Consider the following 20084-nt stretch of genomic DNA (forward strand, 5'->3'; position numbering starts at 1 on the left):
CGTGAGGAACCGCGTGCTCGGGTCGAGCGCCTCGAAAGGTGGGCATGTATGCGCTGCCTGCGTCGAGGCGTGAAGCATCAGTCCGGGCGACGGACAGGCGGTCCGGGTGGACGCACCGGCCGGCATCGACATCCCAGGACGCGGCCGGGCTCAGGGGCAGGGCATGAGGACATGGCACCACCGTCCTCGGCCACGACGAGCACCCCCGCACGGGACGCCACACGAACCGAGGCTCAGCCACCCCCCTGGAAAACGATCCTCGGACGCCTGCGAAACCGTTCGCAAAAGCACCGCAGGTCACCTGTTCGATGCCCGGCTCCGCTTGACACCTCGAAAGAGTGAGTGATTGAGTACTCACATGAAGACGGAACAACGAAGGACGCTCTCCACCGCGGAGGAACGCCGAGGAACGGTGCTGCGCACCGCGATCGGCGCCTTCGCGGCCCGGGGCTACTTCGGCACCACGACCGCAGAGGTGGGCAAGGCCGCCGGCATTTCGCAGGCGTACGTGTTCCGGCTCTTCCCCAACAAGGAAAGCCTGTTCGCCGCGGTGGTCGAGCACTGCTTCGCGCGGATTCGGGAGAGTCTGGAGCGCGGTGCCGCAGGTGCCGAGAGCAGTTCGGCGGAGGTCGTACTGGCTGCGATGGGGGACGAGTACGCCCGCCTGATCAGCGACAACGACCTGCTGATGGTGCAGATCCACGCCCAGGCCGCCGCCGCGTCCGAGGTGGTGATCCGCGATGTGGTGCGGACCGGATACGCACGGCTCGTCGAGTATGTGCGCGGTGCCTCGGGCGGCACCGACGCGCAGGTCCAGGAGTTCTTCGCCCGGGGCGCGTTGTGTCACCTGGTGTCCGCCATCGGCGCGCACGAGGCGGACGGCCCGTGGGCCCGGACGCTCACGACGGGCATCCGGCACCACTGAGTCGCGGACTCCCGCGCATCCCGCGCCATCCCCGGAAGTTCCGAGGGCGACCCGATGCACCGCGTCGTGTCGCTCCCGGCTGCTTTCGGATCGAAGAGTGAGTGATCAACCAGTCATGGTCGGCGATCGGATCGGCGACCGAAGCAACCCAGGAGGAACCGTCATGTTCGCAGCCGTCACCGCCGGCCTCACCGCCCGGCCGTTGGCCATGGGCGCCGGTATGGCACCCATCGGCGTCGACGAGTCGGCGCCGGTCATCACCCGTGACGAGATCGTCATCCACGCGCCACTGGACCGGGTATGGCGCATCCAGACCGACGTCGAGGGCCGGCCGTCCTGGCAGCCGGGCGTTTCCTCGGTGGTCAAGCGCACGCCGGGAGCGCTGCGTCCGGGCTCGTCGTGGGTCTGGTCGACCGAGGGCCTGGAAGGCATCACGTCGACCGTCAAGCAGGTGCAGCCCAAGGAGCGGATCGTGTGGGGCGGCCCCGCGCAGGGCATCACCGCGGTCCACGTGTGGACGTTCGCCAAGACCGAGAACGGCGTCGTGGTGCACACCGAGGAGTCCTGGGCCGGCGAACCGGTCGAGGCGAACCGGGAGTTCCTGCAGGGCGCGCTGGACGCCTCCCTGGACCACTGGCTCCACAACCTCAAGGCGCGCGCCGAGGGGCGGTGCGACTGAACGCGCGCTGCCCGCGGAGGGCTCTTTTTTCGACCCAAAGAATGATTGATCAATCACTCACAATCGACAATGTCCAGGAGGCTCCCATGTCCGGTCCCCGCCGCCGCCCCGCGGGCGCGCCCACCGCCGCGGCGGCTGCTCCGCACGTCGCCCGATCCGGGCCGATCCTTGCCGTACTGGCCTGTGCCCAATTCGTCGTCGTGCTCAGCACCTCGATCGTCAACGTGGCATTGCCGCAGGTCAGAGACGGGGTCGGGCTGTCCGGCACCGGGATGGCCTGGGTCATCAACGCCTACGGCCTGGCCTTCGGCGCGCTGCTCCTGCTCGGCGGGCGGGTGGCCGACCTGCTCGGCCGCCGCCGGGTGCTCAACGCGGGACTCGTGATCTTCACGGCGGCCTCGGCCGCCGCGGGGATCGCCACAGGCGGCGGTGTGCTCATCGCCGCCCGCGCGGCACAGGGCGTCGGCGCCGCGGCCGTCGCGCCGGCCGCGCTGTCCCTGGTCATGCAGGTCTTCCCACCCGGCCCCGCGCGGGGGAAGGCGCTCGGCGTGTGGGGCGCGGTATCCGGCGCGGGCGGCGCCGCGGGCGTCCTGCTCGGCGGTGTGCTCACCGAAGGGCTCGGGTGGCGCGCGGTGTTCTTCGCGAGCGCCCTCGCCGCCGCGGCCGTCCTGGCGGTCGGCCTGCGCGTACTGCCCGACTCCGCCACGACGGGCGACGGCCTGCGCTCCCTCGACATCGGCGGCGCCCTGGCCGTCACCCTCGGGCTGGTCGCCCTGGTGTACGGCCTGACCACCGCGGGCCGTTCCGGATGGACCGACACATGGGTCCTGGCGTCGATCGCCGTGGCCGTCGTCCTGCTCGTGCTCTTCGCCGTACTGGAACTGCGCCACCCCCGACCGCTGTTGCCGCCCCGACTGGTCCGGGTCGGCGCGGTCGCCCCGGCCAATGTGGTGATGGCGCTGCTGGGCGGCGTCTGGGTCGGCCTGTTCTTCTTCCTTCCGCTCTACCAGCAACAGGTCCTCGGCGACAGCCCGCTGCGCGCCGGGGTCACCCAACTGCCGCTGGCCGTCGCGAACATGATCGGCGCGGCGATCGCCCCGAGGCTGGCCCGCCGGATCGGGGCGACGCCCACGCTCACGGCCGGCATGACCCTGCTCGCTGCCGGGCTGCTGTGGTTGTCGCAGATCTCCGCCGACGGCAGCTTCACCGGCGACATCCTCGGCCCGACCGTCGTGGTCGGCCTGGGCCTCGGCGCGGCGTTCGTGCAGTTGACCGGCGCCGCCGTGGCCGGGGTCCCGGCCAAGGACGGCGGACTGGCCGGCGGACTGGTCAACACCACGCGCCAGATCGGCGGTGCGCTGGGACTGGCCGTGCTGGGCACGCTGGCCGCGTCCCGGACCGAGGCCGCCCGAGGCACCACGCACATCGTGGCGCTCACCGACGGCTACCGGATCGCGTTCCTGGTCTCGGCGGCGATCGCCGTCGTAGGTACCGCACTGACCCCGCTGCTCGCCCGTCGGGCAACCGACCCCGCCACGCCGACACCGGCCGCCGAGCGCTCCTGACCGACCTCGCCCCGGCCCCGACCACCACCGCGCACCACGTTTTCGAAGGGAAGCTCACCATGAACTCCGTCGACACCCACGACAGCACCGAGAAGAAGCCCTACCTCTCCGGGCACTACGCCCCGGTCGCCGACGAGATCACCGCCACCGATCTGATCGTCGAAGGCGCCCTCCCGCCCGAGTTGACCGGCAGCCTGCTGCGGGCGAGCCACAACCCCAAGCCCGGTGTCGTCACCTCCCACTGGTTCAAGGGCAGCGGCATGGTGCACGGCATCCGCCTCCGCGAGGGCCGTGCCGAGTGGTACCGCAACCGCTGGGTCCGCACCCCCGCACTCGACGGTGCCCCGTATGCGACCGAGCGCGGTCCCGACTTCACCGTCAGCACGGCCGGCACGCACGTCATCGAACACGCCGGCCGCCTGCTCGCGCTGTGCGAGTCCGCGCTCCCGTACGAGATCACGCCCGAACTCGACACCGTCGGCGCCTACGACTTCGGCGGCAAGCTGACGTCCTTCATGACGGCGCATCCGAAGGAGGACCCGGTCACCGGCGACCTGCACTTCTTCGCCTCGTCACCGTTCCCGCCTTTCCTGACCTACTACGTCGTGGCCCGGGACGGCGAGTTGACCATCAGTCAGGAAGTGCCGGGCGCGAGCGCGGCACTCAAGCACGACTTCGCCATCACCGAGAACCACGTCCTTTTCCTCGAGGGGTCCGTCACCTTCGATCCGACCGAACACTCCGGCATCCCGTACGGATGGAGCGACGACCAGCCCTGCCGGATCGGCGTCATGCCGCAGGGCCCGGCAGGCGCCGCCGCCATCCGCTGGTACGACGTCGCCGCCGGCTTCGGCATGCACTTCGCCAACGCCTACGAGGACGCCCTCGGCCGGATCGTCATCGAAGGCGCCATCGTGGACCGCACCGGCTGGGACCGCTCGTGGGCGTGGTGGACCGGCCGCCCCGGCCGTGGCGCCGAACCCACCTCCGGCTCCACCAGTCGCCGCTGGGTCGTCGATCCGGCTTCGGGGACCGCGTGCGAGGAGCAGACCGACGACCTCATCGTGGAGTTCCCCACCATCAACGAGAGCCGCCTCGGCCGCATTCACCGCTATCAGTACGCACTGGCCTTCCCGAACGACGAAGGCATCGGCAACCACACCCTGGTCAAGTACGACCGCGCCACCGGTGCCCGGCAATTGCGTCCGGTCGGCGTCGGCCAACTCCCCAGCGAGGCCGTCTTCGTGGCGGCGGCGGACGCCGTCGACGAGGACCACGGCTATCTCCTGACCGTCGTCGGCGATCTCAACACCGAGCGCTCGCGACTGCTGGTCCTGGACGCCCGCGACCTGACCGCCGCCCCGGTCGCCACCGTCCGTCTCCCGCGCCGAATCCCGGCGATGATCCACGGTTCCTGGATTCCGGACCCGAACTGACCCCTGCCAAGGCGATCGGCACCCCGTACGCAACATCGGCGGGGCCGGTCCGACACGTCGGACGACCGACGTGACCCACGTTCGCCGAACAGCCCCCGTGCGACGCACGGGGGCTGTTCGGCCACCACCACCCGTCCGCACCACCGCGCCCATGGAGGCCGCCATGACCGACCGGATCACCACCGCCACGTCCACCACACCGTCGTCCGCTCGGGGCCGGGCCGTCGACAACCGGCTGTCCCACGTGAGTTCGGCCTCGCCTGGCTCATCGGACACGGCACCTCCGCACCGTCGCACCGCCGCGCAGGTGCCGCGAGGTTCAGCCGGCGTTCGTGAGCATGTGCTCCGAAAGGGTCCACAGGCGTTGGGCGTTGGGCGTTGTCGGGGGTCCGGGGCGTAGCGGGCAACGCCCCTCAGGGGCGCTGCGGCGGTCCAGGACCTCGGCTTCGTTGCAGTCGGTGAAGTAGCGACCGCCGATGCCGTCGAGCAGGGGCGAGCCGGCGAGGAGGACGGAGGCGGCGGCTCCTTGCTCGACCGTTCGGGAGGGTCTTGTTCGCCGGGGGCGGGCGTCGTGTCGGTGGTCGTGTTGAGGGTTCGCCCGACACACGGTGTCGGTTTCTCGGTGTCCGGTGCTTGCGATCGCAAGGCGCGGGCCGGAGTGGGTCTGGACGGGCTCCGGGCGGACGGTTCGTGGCGGTTCACGTGGTCGCGCAGTGGCGCAAGGCGGCGTACGGGCGCTCGGCGAGTGGAAACCGCTACGACACGCACTTCGTGAACGCCGAGATCCGGTGAGGCAGGCCGTTCGACTGCCCGGGGCCGGGGCCGGGGCTGGGCAGTCGGGTTCCGTTCGCTCGTGCGGTGGCCGGGGAGCGATGCACGGGGGCGAACCGGTGCGTGTCGCGACGCCGCCCGCGTCTTGGCCTGGCGCGGTCCGTGGGATCCCGGGGACTGGCGCGCGGTGTCGGTATCGTCCGACACACCAGACGCGGAGCGACGTGATTCGGGGCGGGCTCGACCGCGCCGGATCGGGAGGAATCGTGGACGATCGGCCGGCCGGCGAGGTCGGGAACGCGGGACTCGGGCCGCTGGTTCCGTTGGACGAGGCGTACCTCGCGCACGCCGAGGTCCTGCGCGAGGTGGCGGCGTCCGCGCGGGAGGCGCTGCCACTCGAACCCCGCCTGCGGCACGAACCGGGCGGCGAACTGCGCACGGCGCTGCGCCTGGCCGAGGTCGTGGCGCGGTTGACGGATCGGGCGGTGGTCGTTGCGGTGGAGCGCGGCGTGTCGTGGGCGGATGTCGCGGCGATCGCCGGGGTGGACGAGGACGACGCCCGCAGACGGTGGGCGGACGTGGCCCGGGAGTGGACGACGGCCGGCGGTCGACGACGCCCGCCCGACCGGGGCGACTCCGTCACCGTCGCCCGTGACCTCGACGCCTGGTACCGGAGTGTGGATTCGCAGGTGCGGGACGCAGTGACGGCGGGGTTGGCGTCCGCGAGCGAATCGGGGGCGGCCGTGCGGGAGGAGGCGGATCGGCGGCGCGCCGAGGCCGCGGCCCTGTACAGGACGAGCCCGGGGGAAGCCTGGAGACCGGGGCCGCGTGGGCCCGCGGCCTGAGGACCCAGGCCGGGCACTTCGAGCGCCTCGCCATCCTGGAGCCACCCCTCGCGGATCGATACCTCAACGAGGCACGTGAACTGCGCGAACTCGCCGCCTTGGTCGAGCCGATGCCCGGACCGTTCTGAACCCACCACGCGCCACCGGCCGCCTCGTCGCCCTTTGCGCGTGGCCGCGACCTCCGTCGCGGCACGGTGACCGCGGGCAGGCGGGAACGAGGGTTCGCGCGACGACGTCGCGGAACACCGCGTGGGGTGAGCCGGGCCCACACCGCCGACCCCGAACTCGCCCGTGCACCGCTCACGTGCCGGGAGATGGCGTCGTCATCCTTCGAGGCGTGACCACGGGAACGGGTACTCGCGCAGCGGCGCCAGGGCTTCGCGATCGAGCGCGGCGAAGGCAGCGGTCGCTTCCCCGTCGCTGTTGCTCACCTGCGCGAGCAGGCCGGGCGCGATGTGGAACGTCTCGGCGGTGAAGGTGGGCGGAGACGGTTTGAGGGCCCCCGGCCGCAGCAGGTCCCGCAGGTCGTCGAGGCGTTCGCTCGGCATGACGTAAGTCCATGCCTGGCAAGAGCTGCCCGGTGGTTCACGCGTTCGGGAGCCTGCGGCCACATTTCCCAGCGCCGCTCGGGCCGTTCTGCCCAGCCCCACCGCCGATCGGGCTCGACGGTGATGCCGAAGTCGTGGCCGTGCACTTGGTGTTCGTCCTGTCGTTGCAGGGCGGAGTCGACCCCGCCCCACGGTCGGCGCGGCCCGCCCCGGACGGCCGTGCCGATCCCGGGTCGGTCGTCGACCGGCGCCCTGGAGCCCCGTCGATTCCATAACTGCCACACCGTCCCGCCACCGAGCGTCGGAAACCGCACGCCGGGGAGCCTCAGCGCGCCGGCGTGGGTGAAGTTCCCGTCCCGGTACGGGGACTCCAGGACCCACTCCACATCCACCTCTGCGGAAATTGCCTCCCCCTTGAGTTGCGTGGCGGCGACAATCCAGTATTGCGGATCCGGAACTCCTCACCGCTGCCGTCCTGTTCGCGGCTGCGGCGAGGCGGGGAGGGAGTCGGCCCATGGGGTCGTCTCCCGTGCTTCTCGTGTCGAACCGAACGCCCGGCTCTGCTTGACGGCCGCCCCAGCCGGACCGGATCGGTGATGGAGAACCGGAGCCGGGAGCCTTGGACGTGGTCGGTCGGATCCGTCCTTTTCCGGCCGTCTCCTCAGCGGCATTCCGCCTCGGTGCACGCTCTGATGCGGGTGGGGGCGTCGTGGCATTTGTCATTGTTGCCCCCTCCTGCGCCCGTGTGAGGCGAGCGACCGGGGCCGGCTCCGCTTGTCGTGGCGCGGTGGGCCGAACGGCTCGTCGGGAGGAGTGCGACCAGTGCCGCGAGGGCGAGCAGGACGACGAAGAGCGCGTAGGCGCGGGCGGTGCCCACGAGTCCTCCTCCGTGCACGACCGAGATCCCCGCGATGACGGAGGGCGCGCCCATGCCGAGGTAGCAGACGAGGTAGAGGACCGAGAGCACACCGGCCCGCTCGTGTGGGGCGGCGAGTGGGACGACGGTGCGAATGCCGCCCTGGAATCCGGCCCCGAACCCGATGCCCGCGACGACGGTGCCGGCGAAGAACCCGACAGTCGAGGACCGGTCGATCGCGAGCAGTATGCCCGCCATGGCGACCACGAGCATTGCGATGCCGAGCAGCATGACGGTGCGGGGCCGGGTGTGGTCGAGTGCGACGGTCGACAGGGACCCGGCCATGGCGAGCAGGAAGAATCCGAGCCCGCCCACCACCGCCGACGGGGAGCCGGACAGTTGCCGCGCCAGCGCCGGACCGAGCGAGCCGTAGAAACCCGCGAGCGCCCACACCGCGAACAGGATGGGCGCCGCCGCGAGCACGGGGCCGCGCAGACCGGCAGGCATCGCGAGCCGCGGCACGAGAGCGGCGCGCGCACCGGGCTTGCGGGTCGTGGCCTCCGGCATCAGGGCCACTCCGATGCCTTGCAGGACGAAGACGCCGACGAACACGAGATAGATCAGGTGGGTGGGCGCCGGCAGGTACTGGACCAGGAGCCCCGACAGCAGCGCGCCGGTGCCGGTGCCGATTCCCGGCGCGGTGGCGTTGGCCACGGTGCCGCGTCTGCGGTCGACGTCGAGCATCGCCGCGCCGAGCGCGCCGAGTGCCCCGCCGGTGGAGATGCCCTGCAGCGCGCGGCCGATCAGCAGGGCGTCCACCCCGTCCGCGGTGGTGAGCACGACCATTGCGATGGTCTGGACCGCGAGCGCGGCCAGCAGTACCGGGCGGCGACCGACGTGGTCGGACAGCCGCCCGAGTACGAGCAGGGCGAGCAGCACGGCGACGGCGTACACGCTGAAGACGACGGTGGTGGTGATCGGTGAGAAGTGCCACGTGCGGGCGTAGGTCGCGTACAGCGGGGTCGGCGCGCTGGAGGCGGCCAGGAAGGAGACGAGGATCGATGCCGGCAGCAGCAGGCTCGCGAATCGCGGACGGCGGCCGGTGACGGCTCGGCCGTCGGGCGGCGGCATACGGTCGGTGTCCGAGGAGTGGGTGTTCACGCTCGTCCTTTCCGGCTGGGTCGAGTGCGCTGTCGCGGGTCGGCGGTGGGCGGTGCGACGCACCTGTTCGGTGGGTCCGGGCGGTGGCGTCGGTGCGCTCGTTCGCCGCACCCGAGGGCGTTCGGTACCCGTGGGAGGAGGGCGCGGTCTCCTGCATGCGCGTTCGCCCGGGGGAGTGCCAGGCTCGTGCGGCGGTTCTCCCCCCATCGAGCGACGGGGGCCTTCCGGCCGCCTGCGTTGCGACGGCCCCGATCGAGCCGGGCATCGACAGGGCGGGTGGGCATGGTGAACGGTCCGAGCCTGCTCATCGGTTGCCGCCTCGGGGATGAGCCCGGGCCCGGGGCAGGCCTGCGGAATCGACGCTGATGCCCCCTCGGGGCAGACAAGGGGCTGCGGGGTTCGGGCGATCCGGGGCGTGGTGTGCGGCGCGGTGGCTTCCCACACCGCGTTGACGTCGGCAGCCGGCGCCCATCGGTTACGTGCTGCGGAACAGATTCGGTCACATGTCGAGACTCGCTCCGTCACGCCGCATCAGCGAGTGGCAATAATGCCTATCTTCATTAGAATGCTGCCATGGGTATCCATCGGGTGGCCGTGGTGGTGTTGGACGGGGTGGCCCCGCTCGATCTGGCCATCCCCACGCAGGTGTTCAGCAGCCGTCCGGAGACCTCCTACGCGCTGACGGTGTGCGCCCTGTCCGACCGGGTGGCCACCACCGGTGGTTTCGGGCTGGTCATCGACGCCGGACTCGACCAGATCCGCCGTGCGGACACCGTGATCGTGCCCGGTTTCCAGCCGCTGCTGCGGCCACCGCCCCGGGCGGTGCTCGACGTGCTGGCCGAGGCCCGCGGCCGGGGCCGGCGGGTGGTGTCGATCTGCACCGGCGCCTTCGCGCTGGCTGCCGCCGGCGTCCTGGACGGGCTGCACGCCACCACCCACTGGCGGCACGTCGACGAGCTCGAACGGCGGTTCCCGGCCGTGGCGGTGGACCGCGACGTGCTCTACGTCGACGAAGGCGAGGTACTCACCTCGGCAGGGGTGTGCTGCGGCATCGACCTGTGCCTGCACATCGTGCGCCGTGACCTGGGCGCGGTCACCGCCAACCGGATCGCCCGCAGCCTGGTCGCCGCTCCCCATCGCGACGGCGGTCAGGCCCAGTACGTGCCGGCGCCGGTGGCCGTCGTCGGTGACACGTCCCTGGGTTCGACGCGGGCCTGGGCCCTGGAGCGCCTCGACCAGCCGCTGAGCGTCGAGGAACTCGCCCGCCACGCTCGTATGTCGCAGCGCTCGTTCATGCGCCGTTTCACCGAGGAGACCGGCACCACACCGCTGCAATGGCTGGTCAACGCCCGGGTAGGGGTTGCCCGCGAACTCCTGGAGACCACCGACCACTCGATCGATCAGGTGGCTCGGCAATGCGGACTGGGCTCGGCGGCGAACCTTCGGCTGTACTTCCGACGCGCCCTGCAGACCACGCCGACCGCCTACCGAAGCACCTTCACCCGCCACCCCCGGCCACAACGCCCCTGACCTTCACGACGGGAACGGACGGCGAGTCGAGGGCCGACTATCACCGGAGGCGGGCCGGCCGACCATTGCCGGAACGGGCCCGTGGGGGCACCGAATGCGGCCAGGCGTCCTTGGGCGGGCCACCGCCCCGGCGTCGAGTCCGGCAGCCCACCCGAGGACTCTCGGCCCCGGCGTCGGGTCCCGCGCCGGGACAGCGATGATCGGGCTCCACCGGGCGGCCGAGGTGGGCCGGACCAGGCGGGAAGGCGCTTGATGCCGGCGCGGGCGAAACGCTTCCGGCATCGGCCCCGCCGCCGGCGGAGGAGACGTGCACCGCCCGGGCCGACCAACTCGTCGCGGCCTGCGCGTCTTCGACGCCGATGTCCCGCCTCGATCTCGCCCCGGGGCGCGCGCGTTCGCGTACCGTCGGCCACGGTTGCGACGGTACGACCGTGCAGGGGGACGCGATGGGGCTGCTCGAGGATTTCCGCAAGGTCTACGACGCGGCGCTGTTCGCCGTGAAGTGGGCGGAGTACGGCGATCGGCTCGATGCCGGGATCGACGCGGTGCTGAAACCGTGGGTGCGCGAGCGCATCGCGCGCTGGGAGCACAGCATGATGTGGTGCGACAACGACGGCGACGTCGCGCACGCCGTCGACGGGCTCACCGCGATCGCACCGCTGTATGCCGAGCTGCGCCGTGAACTGGCCGCGGACGTGCTCGGGCTGCACCGGCCCGAGGCGCCGTGGCGTGCGATCGGCCGTATCCGCAGCGAGTTGCCCGGCGCGGAAAGGCCCGTGGCGGTACGGGCCCGCTCGCGCGTCCACCACCGGCACGAGCACTACGTCCTGTGCCGCAACGAGCCGGATCCGATGTCGGACGGTCTCCAGACGTGGGAGTTCCGGGTGCTGAGCGCGCACCCTGGGGAAGCGGACGTGGCGCGGGTGTTCCCGCTCACGATGCAACCGGCGACGCACGACCGGTACGCCACCGTGCGCGATCTTGGCGAGCTCGCGCGGAATCGCGTCTGGTACGAGGAGATGTGGTTCGCGTTCGCGGCCACCGGACGGGACGTGAGGGAGGCGCCGGCGGGTGAGGCCTGACCGCGCCGCCGGGCGAGCGCCGGGCATGCGCGGGGTGGTGTCGGTGGGGACGTGTCCGGAGCGGGTGACCACCTGAAACCCTCCGGTTCCGCGCGCTGTATCCGCCGTCGTCGGGCAGAAGTCGCCCATGGGTACAGCGATGCGGGTTCCCCAGACGCGGGACATGAAGGGCGAGGAGCTCTCGGCCGACGAGGCGTGGGCGACACTGCGCCGATACGGCGGCTGGACGCTGGTCAAGAACGCGTTCACCCGCTTTCGGTACGCGGACGGGTTCACCCACTCGCGCGCACTCGCGCTCCAGATGGTGTTGTCGGTGTTGCCGTTCGCGATCGCCGTCGTCGGTCTGTCCAGGGTCTTGCACACGGACACATTCGGCCGGTTCGTCTCGTCGGTCCTCGGTCGGCTGTCCACCGGCCCCAGTTCGGCGGTCGTGCAGGACACGCTGCGCGAAGCGGGCGAGGGCAGCGCGATCGCACTCTCGCTGGGATTGCTGTTCGCGCTGGTCAACGTCGCGACGGCGATGAGTCAGATAGAGCGTGGCGCCAACCGGATCTACGGCGTGGAACGCGACCGTCCGTTCGTGCGCAAGTACGGCCGCGCCGCGGTGATGACCCTCGTGGTGGGCATCCCGATCGGCCTCGGCGTACTGTTGACCGCGGCCGGTCGCGACATCGTCGGAGCGGCCGGTGACGTCTACGGCTGGAGCGACACCCAGCGGACGGTGTGCAACACCATGCGCTGGCCGGTGGGCATCGCGCTCGCGCTGATCTCGGCGTCCGCGGTGTTCCGGTGGTCACCGCGCCGCCGCCAACCCGGCTTCACGTGGCTGGCGTTCGGGGCGGCCGTGTACGTGGTGTTGTGGGTGCTGCTGACGTGGCTGCTGGGCCTGTACGTCCGGCTCAGCGGCTCGTTCGACTCGGTGTACGGGCCGCTCAGCGCGTTCGTCTCGCTGATTCTGTGGGCCTACCTGACTTCGATCGCGCTGTTCCTGGGCCTGGCGTTCGCCGCACAATTGGAAGCGGTCCGCGCCCACCTCACCGAGCCGATACAACCCGATCCCGGCGCCTGACAAGCGACTCGCACCCGTCCCGTGCCCACCGAAGGCATCCCGTGCGACCCACCGACCGGTGGCCGCACACCCCGCGACACCGGCCGACGTCCCGGGCCGTCGGGAACGCAACGAGACGTGAGCGCCCGCCGAACGGGCTGTCCGTGGGCGGTTATCCGCAGAACCGGTCGGTACGGGCGGCGCGTGACGCGGTCGTCGCAGACGCGTTCCTGGACGACCCGGATCCGCGGCGGCGTGCGTCCCGGCGGCGTCGTCCGGTCGGGCGTGGGAGATCTCCGCGGCCCTGCACGAGCGGTTCCGCGAGGAGGATCCCTGCCTGCGGGCGGGCCCGGTCCCGGCGATCGCACAACCGGCGAGGGAACACCGCCACGTGGTACATCCTGCGACAGGTGGCCATCGGATTGCGTGCCGACGTGCCCGAACATCGAGGGTGGGGCCGGGGTTTCCGCTCGGTCCACCGCGGTGTGGCGGCTTGTCGCGGGGCGTCTCAGCCGCCCAGCTTGATTGCACGGCGTACGTCGTCGGCGTAGGTCTCCGGTTGTTCCCAGGCCGCGAAGTGGCCGCCGGCAGGGTGTTCCACATATTCGCAAACGTTCAGGAACGCCTCGGCGTAGCTTCGCGGTTCCGGTTTGATGTCGCGCGGAAACACGGAGAGCACGGTCGGTGTCTCGATCCGGTCGGGGAGGGCGACCGGTTCGACATAGGTGGTGAACGAGGTGCCGATCGTGCCGGTGACCCAGTAGGCGGTGGTCCAGGTGAGAAGTTCGTCCGCAGTGAAGGCCGACTCGTCGGACCAGGACTCCAGTTTCTCGGTGATCCACGCCGCGAGGCCGGCGGGTGAGTCGCCGAGGGCGACGGCGAGCGTGTTCGGCCGCGTCGACTGCTCGGCGATGTACCCACCCTCGGTCCGGAACCACTGCGTCGACCGATCGAGGTAGGCCACAGCGTCGGGCGCGAGCTTCGCACGGTCCGCCGTGAGCGCACGCTGCGGGGCGATGTTCGTGAGGTGCAGGGCAGCCACCCGGTCCGGGTGTTCGGCCGCGAGGATTTCCGCGACGGTGCCACCGACGTCGCCGCCGGACACCGTGTACCGTGAGTAACCGAGCTCGTCCAGAGCGTCCGCGACGATCCCGGCGATCCGGTTGGCCGACATGCCGGCACCGGTGAGCGGGGTCGCGAAGGGGAAGCCCGGCAGTGCGGGAACCACCACGTGCATGTCCGCGAGCAACGGGAGGACGCGCTCGAACCGCAACACCGAGTCCGGCCAGCCATGCAGCAGTACGACCACCGGGGCGCCGGGATCCGCGGACCGCTGGTGAATCAAACGCAGGTCGGTGTCGCCTGCCTGCACCGTCACCCACGGGAACTCGTCGATGCGGCGCTCGTGTACGCCCCAGTCGTATCCGTTCGCCCAGCGGTCGAGCAGTTCGTCGAGGCGGGTGCCGCTGATGCCGCGGTTCCCGTCGTCACTCCATGGGGTCGTGACACGCCGCGTCCGCCGGAGTCGTTCCCGCATCTCGTCATTCATGTGTATCAGCGTACACATGATGTGTATGCTCGTATACATGATTTCGCGCAATGCGGCCGCCACCAGGCAGCGGATCCTGGAACACGCACAACGCCTGTTCGCCCAGCACGGGTACGCGGCGATCACGGTCAAAGGCGTGGCCGACGCGGCCGGTGTGTCGCCCAACCTGATCACGCGCTATTTCGGCGGCAAGGACGGTCTTTTCCTGGCGGCAACGAGGGTGGAGATCCCGGTCTCCGACTCCTTCGAGGGCGACCGTTCCGCGCTGGGTTCGCGCCTCGCGGCGAGCATCGCCCAGCGCTGGTTCGGTGCATCCGGGGAGGACCCGCTGCTCGTCCTGCAACGTGCGTCCGGCGAACGCCCGCAGGCGGCGGAGGCGCTGGCTGCCTTCCTCGACACGCACTCGCTGGAGCCGCTGCACCACTACCTGCGCGAGAGCGGCCTGGACGACACGGAGGCCCGCAGCCGAGCCGCGGCGATCGACGCCTTCGTGCTCGGCGTCTCGACCCGCCGCCGGGTGCTGCGTTGCGAACTCGGCGACCCCGCCGATCTCCAGACCTGGCTGAGCACCACCATCCAACGCCTCGCCGACGGGTGACGTACGACGACAAGGAAGTACCGGGATCGACTTTTCGTTCGTCGGTTCGGCTCATGTGCGTCCGGCGGTGACGCGGCCGTAGCGGGCGTTGATCGACTCGATCGCGCTGGTGGTGCCGATGATGGTGCGGGTCTCGCGGTCGAACGCGCGGAAGGGCACCATCGGCCCCGACCGGCGCGGTTCAGTGCTGGGCACCGTGCACAGGGCGTCTCCCACGGTCGCCTGGGCCGTGGGTGCGGCCGTGATCGATGCCGAGGCCAATGCCAGGACGCTCAACGCGCCGATGAGCGGGTTCCGCTTCATGGGCGGACCCCTTCCTGGGACTGTGAGCGTCTCGAGGCCCGCCGTCGTCGACCAGTGGTCATTCGGCCATGGGTTCCCACTGCTCTCGTACCGCTGGAACACGCCCGCCCATGGGCGGTGACGACCACGCTGGCCCACGGCCGTGTCCGCGCGGGACAGGGCCGCCCGCGTCGCCCGGCCGACGAGATCGGGGCGGCCTGGGACGCCCGAGAGGGCGACGGCCGGATCCCGCCGGTCGGCGTTCGGTGCGGCCGACCACCGGGGTCTGCCCGGTGACGGGGTGGTCACCTCGCTGTGTCAGCGCCTCGTCGCGCGCAGGACCAGGTCGACCAGGGCGTCGACTTCGGCACCGGTGGATGCGCGGCCGAGCAGCAGCGGAGCCAGGACGAGTTGGCTGACCAGCAGGTTCACGACCGCTTCCGGCGTGCACGTGGGGTCGACCTCGCCGCGGGCCGCCGCACGGGCGACGACCGCGCGCCAGGATTCCTGGATCGGTTCGAAGTGTTCGAGGATCAACGTGCTCAGTTCGGGATTGCGGCGGCCGGCGATGATCGCGCTCGTACTGACCTCGACGGGGCCGGCGAAGAAGGCCGCGAGGCGGTCGGCGAGCAGGCGCAGGTCTTTCGCCCACGAACCCGTGTCGGGCACTTCGACCGCGCCGGAGTGCGCGGCAAGGCCCTCCCGGACGAGGTCGGCGTAGGTGGGCCACCACCGATAGATCGTCTTCCGGTTGAGGTCGGCGCGCGCCGCGACCTCGCTGGGGCCGAAGTCCACCACGCCTTCCGCGAGTAGGTCGAGAACGGCCTGCGCGACGGCTCGGCGCACCTTCTCGCTCCGGCCGCCGGACCGCACCCGGCCGCGCGGCGCCGCGGCGCCCTCCGGAGCCGTCGCCGCGGGTTCGGCGGTACCCGCCGACGTGCGCCGCGCGTTCGGCCGTGTCGTCTCGCCGGTCATTCGAACTCCTAAAAGGGTCAGGCTGTTGACTTTAGCAGGTAGGGATAACACGATGACGTACGCGCCGCGGCGACCCCGCCGACGGACGCCGAATTTCCGGCGCTCACTCCGTGCCGCCCGCAGCCGGCCCGCGTTTTTGAACCCGTCATCGCTCTCGGGGAGTCCGCCATGCCCGCAAACCCGTCCGATTCCGAACCGGGCGCCAGACCTGCGGCCGTCCGCACCGCGCCGCCCGGCGGCGGCCGCCTCGACGGCGCCTCGCGCGCCCGTCTGTCGGCCGTCGTCGCCGTGGTGGTGCTGGTGACCGAAGTCGCGCCCCTGCAATACACGTTGGTCGCCACCGCCACCGAGCGCATCGGCCACTCCTTCCCGACCGTGGGCGCGGATCTGAGCTGGATGATCATCATCATCGGCCTCGTCGGCGGCGCGACCACGCCGATCCTGGGCAAACTCGCCGACATCCACGGCAAGAAGCTGCTGCTCCTCGGCTGTACCGTGCTCTTCCTCGCCGGCTCCGTGCTGTGCGCGCTCACATCGTCGTGGGCGTTGTTCCTCACCGGGCGCGCCCTACAGGCGACCTCGTTCGCCATCACCGCGATCGCCGCGAGCCTGCTGCGCGACATCCTGCCCCGCAGACACGTCACCGTCGCGGTCGGCGTCCTCGCCACCGGCATCGGCGTCTCCGCGCTGGCCTCGCCGTTCCTGGCGGGGGCGCTGTCGGACACGTGGGGCCGGCGGTCGATGTTCTGGTTCCTCGTCGTCTACACCGCGGCGCTGGTGCCGCTCCTGTGGGCGGTGGTCCCGGAAAGCACCGTACGCGTCCGGCAACGGCTCGACCTGATCGGCTCCGTACTGCTCGGCGCGGGCGCCGCCCTCATCCTCCTGTACGTCAGCGAGGGCGAGGACTGGGGTTGGAGCCGCCCGAGCGCGTGGGCGTACCTCGTCGCCGGATTCGTGCTCCTGGCGGCCTTCCCCGCGTGGGAACGCCGCACGTCCCACCCCATCATCGACCCCGCCCTGCTCCACGCCCCGAAGGTGTCGATCGTCCTGGCGATCGGTCTGCTCGCCAACGTCATGATCGGCATCCAGAGCTATGCGATCGCCTACATGGCCCAGACCGACGCGGACGTGGTCGACGGCGGGGTGCCGGCCGGCCTCGCCGCCGACCTGGGCGTGCCGATCGACAACATCGCGCCGAGCGTCGTCTTCCACGGAGACATCGGATACGCCCTCGGGTTCGGGCTGACCGCGCTCGCCGTCCACCTGATGACGTGGCAGACCATCCCGTCGATGCTCGCCGGACCCGCCGCGGGCGCGGTCGCCAAACGCACCGGGCTGCGGCTGCCCCTGCTGGTGTCCCTCGTGGCGATGGCCGCGTCGATGCTGCTGTACGGCTTCTTCCACGACTCGTGGCAGATGTTGCTGCCGGTCGGCGTGCTCTTCGGCCTCGCGTTCGGCCTCTACTACGGCTGCGACAACAACCTCGTCATCGAAGCCGTCCCGGAGGAACAACAGGGCGTCGCGGCCGGGATGCTCACCCTCGCCGAGTCGTTCGGTGCCGCGCTGGGCACGGCGGTGCTGACCGCGATCCTCGCCGCGCATCCCTACCGGGCGACGATGACCACCGAGGGCGGCGCACAGACGTTCGACATTCCCCAGGTGTACACGGATTCCGGCTGGACCACCGGATTCTTCGTGGCCGGCGCGGTCGGCTCGATCTGCGTGGTCCTCGCCGTCGTCATGAAATCCGGCCGCACCCCGGCCACCGGCGGGCAATCCGGGGCGACCGCCACCTGAGCCTCGCCGAGCCGGCGCCGGCGGCACGGCCGGCCCGAATCCGTCCACCGGAAGGCGCGCATCCGCACCCTCGGTGACGTCGCCGCACACCACGACCCGGGCCGGGGCCACGCCCCACGGATGTCCCGGCCCCGCGCCCTGCGCGCACACCCGCACCACACGTCCACGGAGGACTCCATGAAGATCGTAATTCTCAGCAGCGGCGCGGTCGCGAGCCGCGTGGCCAAGCGCGCCGTCGCCTTCCCGGGCGTCGACGACCTGGTGGTCGCCGACCTCGACGCCGAGCGCGCACAAGCGCTCGCCGACCGCATCGGCGCGCGCGCCGCGCAGTTCGACGCCACCGACCCGGACAGCGTCACCGCCGTGGTCTCCGGCGCGGACGTGGTCTTCAACGGCGTCGGCCCCTTCTACCGCTTCGCGCTGCCGATCGTCGACGCGACGATCCGCGCCGGCGCGAACTACATCGACATCTGCGACGAGTACGACGTCGCCGAAGCCCTGGTCACCGACCCCCGGTACGACGAGCGTGCCAAGGCCGCCGGCGTCACCGTCCTCACCGGCTGCGGCGTCGCCCCGGGCACCACGAACCTGATGGCGCGCTGGGCCTGCGACGGCCTCGACCGCGCGGACGCCGTCCACGTCGTCATGGGCCTGCCGTTCGTCGCCAACCTCGGCCCGACCATCCTGGAGCACATGTTCCACTCGCTCAGCGGCGACGTCACCCAGTACCTCGACGGCGAATACCGCAAGGTCCCGGCATGGAGCAACCCGCGGCAGTTCCAACTGCTGGCACCGTACGGCCCCCGCGACTTCGGCTACTTCGGCCACGCCGAGCCGATCACCCTCCCGCGCTTCATCCCCGGCCTCAAGGAGGCCACCAGCGGCTTCACCTGGTGGCAACAGGCCGGCAACGACATCTACAAGACGCTCGGCGACCTCGGCCTCATGAGTGCGGAACGCGGCGAACTGCCCATGTCGCCCCAGGCGTACATCGCCCGCTACTTCAGCAGCACCGAGGGCGAACAGGCGGTGCAGACGGACGTGTCCGACGCCCCGATCGGCGCCGTCTTCCACATCCGCGCCGAGGGCGAGAAGGACGGCGCCCCCGCATCGGTCTCCATCGAGACCCACAGCGACATGTCCGACCCGGACAACGACGATTCCGCCGCCGACATCACGGCCATCCCCGCCGCGGCCTTCCTGCGCCGGCTCGTGGCCGGCGAGATCGACAGGACCGGCGTCCTCGCCCCGGAGGGGTGCGTCGACCCGGAACCCTTCCTGCGCGAGGTACTCCCGCAGTTGGGCATCACGATGTACCGCACCGAGAACCGTACGGAGCGGGTGCTCTGAACCGGATCTCCGAGCCGTGTCCCGAACCGTGCCTCGAGCCGGAGCTTTGAGCCGGACCTTTGAGCCGGGCCGCGGCGTCCCGCGCCGACGGCGGACCGGTCGGGGCATCCCGTCCCGACCGACCGCCCTCGCGCGCACTCCGGCCTCCTTGACGTGGGGGTCAGCGAGGTGGAGTCGCGCCGGGGGAGTAGTGGATCAGGCCCGGGGGTTCGCTGTGCCGAGGGTGGTCGCGGCCTCGCGGAGGGCCTCGCGGACGATCCCGGTCGGGGTGAGGTGGTCGCCGGCTGCGGGTGGCTGCAGCCACGACACCATGGTGTCCTGGTCGCCGGTGGGCAGCACGACCCACGCGCCGACTCCCACCTGACGCGGGCCGCAGCGCAGTTCGACCTCGGGGACGGGGTCGTCGCGCTGAGGCGGCACCAGGAAGCCGATACGGCGCCACCGGTCGTCGAGGATCACCGGGCCGAGCGGCATGTCCCGCCCGCGCAGCAGTTGCAACGCCGCCAGGCCCAGGGGCATGTCGACCGTGATCACGTCGAAGGTGACGCCGGTGGCGGCCAGGCGTGGCCCCCATCCGAAGGCGTTGTGCAGGCCGGCTTGCCTCGATGGCGTGCTCGCCACGGTCGCCTCGTCGCCGGTGGCGCGGGAGGGGTCGACGAGGCCGCGGGTGACGACGGCGGTGGTCATGACGGGAACCTCGCGATCTGGGTCCGGAGGGAGGCCATATGTATCTACCTCACGATGATCATAAGATAATTATGAACCTTCGGGTCCTGAAGCGCCAGCCCCCTCCACGAGAAGATCCAACGGGAGTCCGCACGGCGACCGGGATCATTGATCGACGGCATCCCCACGTCGACAACGTTCCGGCCGGCTGACGCGGGCGCGGAGCACGTTCGGCGGTCGGCCCGTGTGCGGGCCGACCGCCGACTTCGGCCGCGGGCGGTCAACGGGCCGCGTGGATTCAGGCGATCCGGTGCGATCCACTCCCGAGGTGCGGCGGCGGGGCCGACGAGAAGGCGCTCTCGGCCTCGGGGCATCCGGACCGGAAGGCACCATCGGTGTTCATGTCGAGGGCCCGGTGGGG

The 20084-nt window shown here is 71.3% G+C and carries 17 protein-coding genes and 1 pseudogene; 11 read left to right on the plus strand and 7 right to left on the minus strand.

Translation table 11 applies throughout. The annotated features are described in order from the left end of the window. Positions 1–358 precede the first annotated feature (358 nt). From ACH4U8_RS14825 to ACH4U8_RS14840, 4 genes are all read left to right on the plus strand, one after another. A complete protein-coding gene (locus ACH4U8_RS14825) occupies positions 359–925 on the plus strand; it encodes a TetR/AcrR family transcriptional regulator (protein WP_360314047.1) in 567 nt (188 codons plus the stop codon). 163 nt (positions 926–1088) lie between these two features. Then, positions 1089–1604: an SRPBCC family protein gene (locus ACH4U8_RS14830; protein ID WP_395778127.1), complete on the plus strand. Its 516-nt coding sequence runs from the start codon at positions 1089–1091 to the stop codon at positions 1602–1604. A gap of 86 nt (positions 1605–1690) precedes the next feature. After that, positions 1691–3169, plus strand: a complete 1479-nt coding sequence (locus ACH4U8_RS14835) for an MFS transporter (RefSeq protein ID WP_395778129.1) — start codon at positions 1691–1693, stop codon at positions 3167–3169. A 59-nt stretch (positions 3170–3228) separates the two neighbouring features. Continuing rightward, on the plus strand, positions 3229–4605 hold the full coding sequence (locus ACH4U8_RS14840; RefSeq protein ID WP_395778131.1) for a carotenoid oxygenase family protein: 1377 nt from the start codon (positions 3229–3231) through the stop codon (positions 4603–4605). A gap of 319 nt (positions 4606–4924) precedes the next feature. On the opposite strand, the pseudogene ACH4U8_RS14845 reads toward ACH4U8_RS14840, so the two are convergent. After that, positions 4925–5146 (minus strand): annotated as a pseudogene (locus tag ACH4U8_RS14845) (oxidoreductase); the annotation flags it as partial. Positions 5147–5642: 496 nt separating this feature from the next. Between ACH4U8_RS14845 and ACH4U8_RS14850 the strand changes: the two are divergent. Then, complete coding sequence (locus tag ACH4U8_RS14850) at positions 5643–6221, plus strand: hypothetical protein (protein WP_395778133.1); 579 nt, start codon at positions 5643–5645, stop codon at positions 6219–6221. 323 nt (positions 6222–6544) lie between these two features. Here the strand turns inward: ACH4U8_RS14850 and ACH4U8_RS14855 are convergent, their stop codons facing one another. Next, positions 6545–6769 (minus strand): hypothetical protein, encoded by a 225-nt coding sequence (locus ACH4U8_RS14855; RefSeq protein WP_395778135.1) that lies wholly within the window; start codon positions 6767–6769, stop codon positions 6545–6547. 661 nt (positions 6770–7430) lie between these two features. Continuing rightward, positions 7431–8786 (minus strand): MFS transporter, encoded by a 1356-nt coding sequence (locus tag ACH4U8_RS14860; protein ID WP_395778137.1) that lies wholly within the window; start codon positions 8784–8786, stop codon positions 7431–7433. A 573-nt stretch (positions 8787–9359) separates the two neighbouring features. Between ACH4U8_RS14860 and ACH4U8_RS14865 the strand changes: the two genes are divergently transcribed. From ACH4U8_RS14865 to ACH4U8_RS14875, 3 genes are all read left to right on the plus strand, one after another. Continuing rightward, a complete protein-coding gene (locus ACH4U8_RS14865; RefSeq protein WP_395778139.1) occupies positions 9360–10316 on the plus strand; it encodes a GlxA family transcriptional regulator in 957 nt (318 codons plus the stop codon). Positions 10317–10762: 446 nt separating this feature from the next. After that, on the plus strand, positions 10763–11398 hold the full coding sequence (locus ACH4U8_RS14870; protein ID WP_395778141.1) for a hypothetical protein: 636 nt from the start codon (positions 10763–10765) through the stop codon (positions 11396–11398). A 127-nt stretch (positions 11399–11525) separates the two neighbouring features. After that, on the plus strand, positions 11526–12467 hold the full coding sequence (locus ACH4U8_RS14875) for a YihY/virulence factor BrkB family protein (RefSeq protein WP_360314065.1): 942 nt from the start codon (positions 11526–11528) through the stop codon (positions 12465–12467). Between the two features lie 487 nt (positions 12468–12954). Here ACH4U8_RS14875 and ACH4U8_RS14880 read toward each other — a convergent pair whose 3' ends face one another. Continuing rightward, positions 12955–13995, minus strand: a complete 1041-nt coding sequence (locus ACH4U8_RS14880; protein ID WP_395778143.1) for an epoxide hydrolase family protein — start codon at positions 13993–13995, stop codon at positions 12955–12957. Positions 13996–14032: 37 nt separating this feature from the next. On the opposite strand from ACH4U8_RS14880, the gene ACH4U8_RS14885 reads away from it, so the two are divergent. Then, positions 14033–14593: a TetR/AcrR family transcriptional regulator gene (locus tag ACH4U8_RS14885; RefSeq protein WP_395778145.1), complete on the plus strand. Its 561-nt coding sequence runs from the start codon at positions 14033–14035 to the stop codon at positions 14591–14593. A gap of 51 nt (positions 14594–14644) precedes the next feature. Here the strand turns inward: ACH4U8_RS14885 and ACH4U8_RS14890 are convergent, their stop codons facing one another. Both ACH4U8_RS14890 and ACH4U8_RS14895 read right to left on the minus strand, forming a co-directional pair. After that, positions 14645–14896 carry a hypothetical protein gene (locus ACH4U8_RS14890; protein WP_395778147.1) on the minus strand — a complete coding sequence of 84 codons (252 nt, stop codon included), beginning with the start codon at positions 14894–14896 and terminating at the stop codon, positions 14645–14647. A 297-nt stretch (positions 14897–15193) separates the two neighbouring features. Beyond that, positions 15194–15850 carry a TetR-like C-terminal domain-containing protein gene (locus tag ACH4U8_RS14895; RefSeq protein ID WP_395778149.1) on the minus strand — a complete coding sequence of 219 codons (657 nt, stop codon included), beginning with the start codon at positions 15848–15850 and terminating at the stop codon, positions 15194–15196. 168 nt (positions 15851–16018) lie between these two features. Between ACH4U8_RS14895 and ACH4U8_RS14900 the strand changes: the two genes are divergently transcribed. Together ACH4U8_RS14900 and ACH4U8_RS14905 are read left to right on the plus strand one after the other, a co-directional pair. Continuing rightward, a complete protein-coding gene (locus ACH4U8_RS14900; RefSeq protein WP_395778151.1) occupies positions 16019–17647 on the plus strand; it encodes an MFS transporter in 1629 nt (542 codons plus the stop codon). Between the two features lie 177 nt (positions 17648–17824). Further along, a complete protein-coding gene (locus tag ACH4U8_RS14905; protein ID WP_360314077.1) occupies positions 17825–18997 on the plus strand; it encodes a saccharopine dehydrogenase NADP-binding domain-containing protein in 1173 nt (390 codons plus the stop codon). 195 nt (positions 18998–19192) lie between these two features. Here ACH4U8_RS14905 and ACH4U8_RS14910 read toward each other — a convergent pair whose 3' ends face one another. Beyond that, complete coding sequence (locus ACH4U8_RS14910) at positions 19193–19684, minus strand: hypothetical protein (RefSeq protein ID WP_395778153.1); 492 nt, start codon at positions 19682–19684, stop codon at positions 19193–19195. Between the last annotated feature and the right edge of the window lie 400 nt (positions 19685–20084).

The organism is Embleya sp. NPDC020886, assembly GCF_044333915.1.
Classification (GTDB): domain Bacteria; phylum Actinomycetota; class Actinomycetes; order Streptomycetales; family Streptomycetaceae; genus Embleya.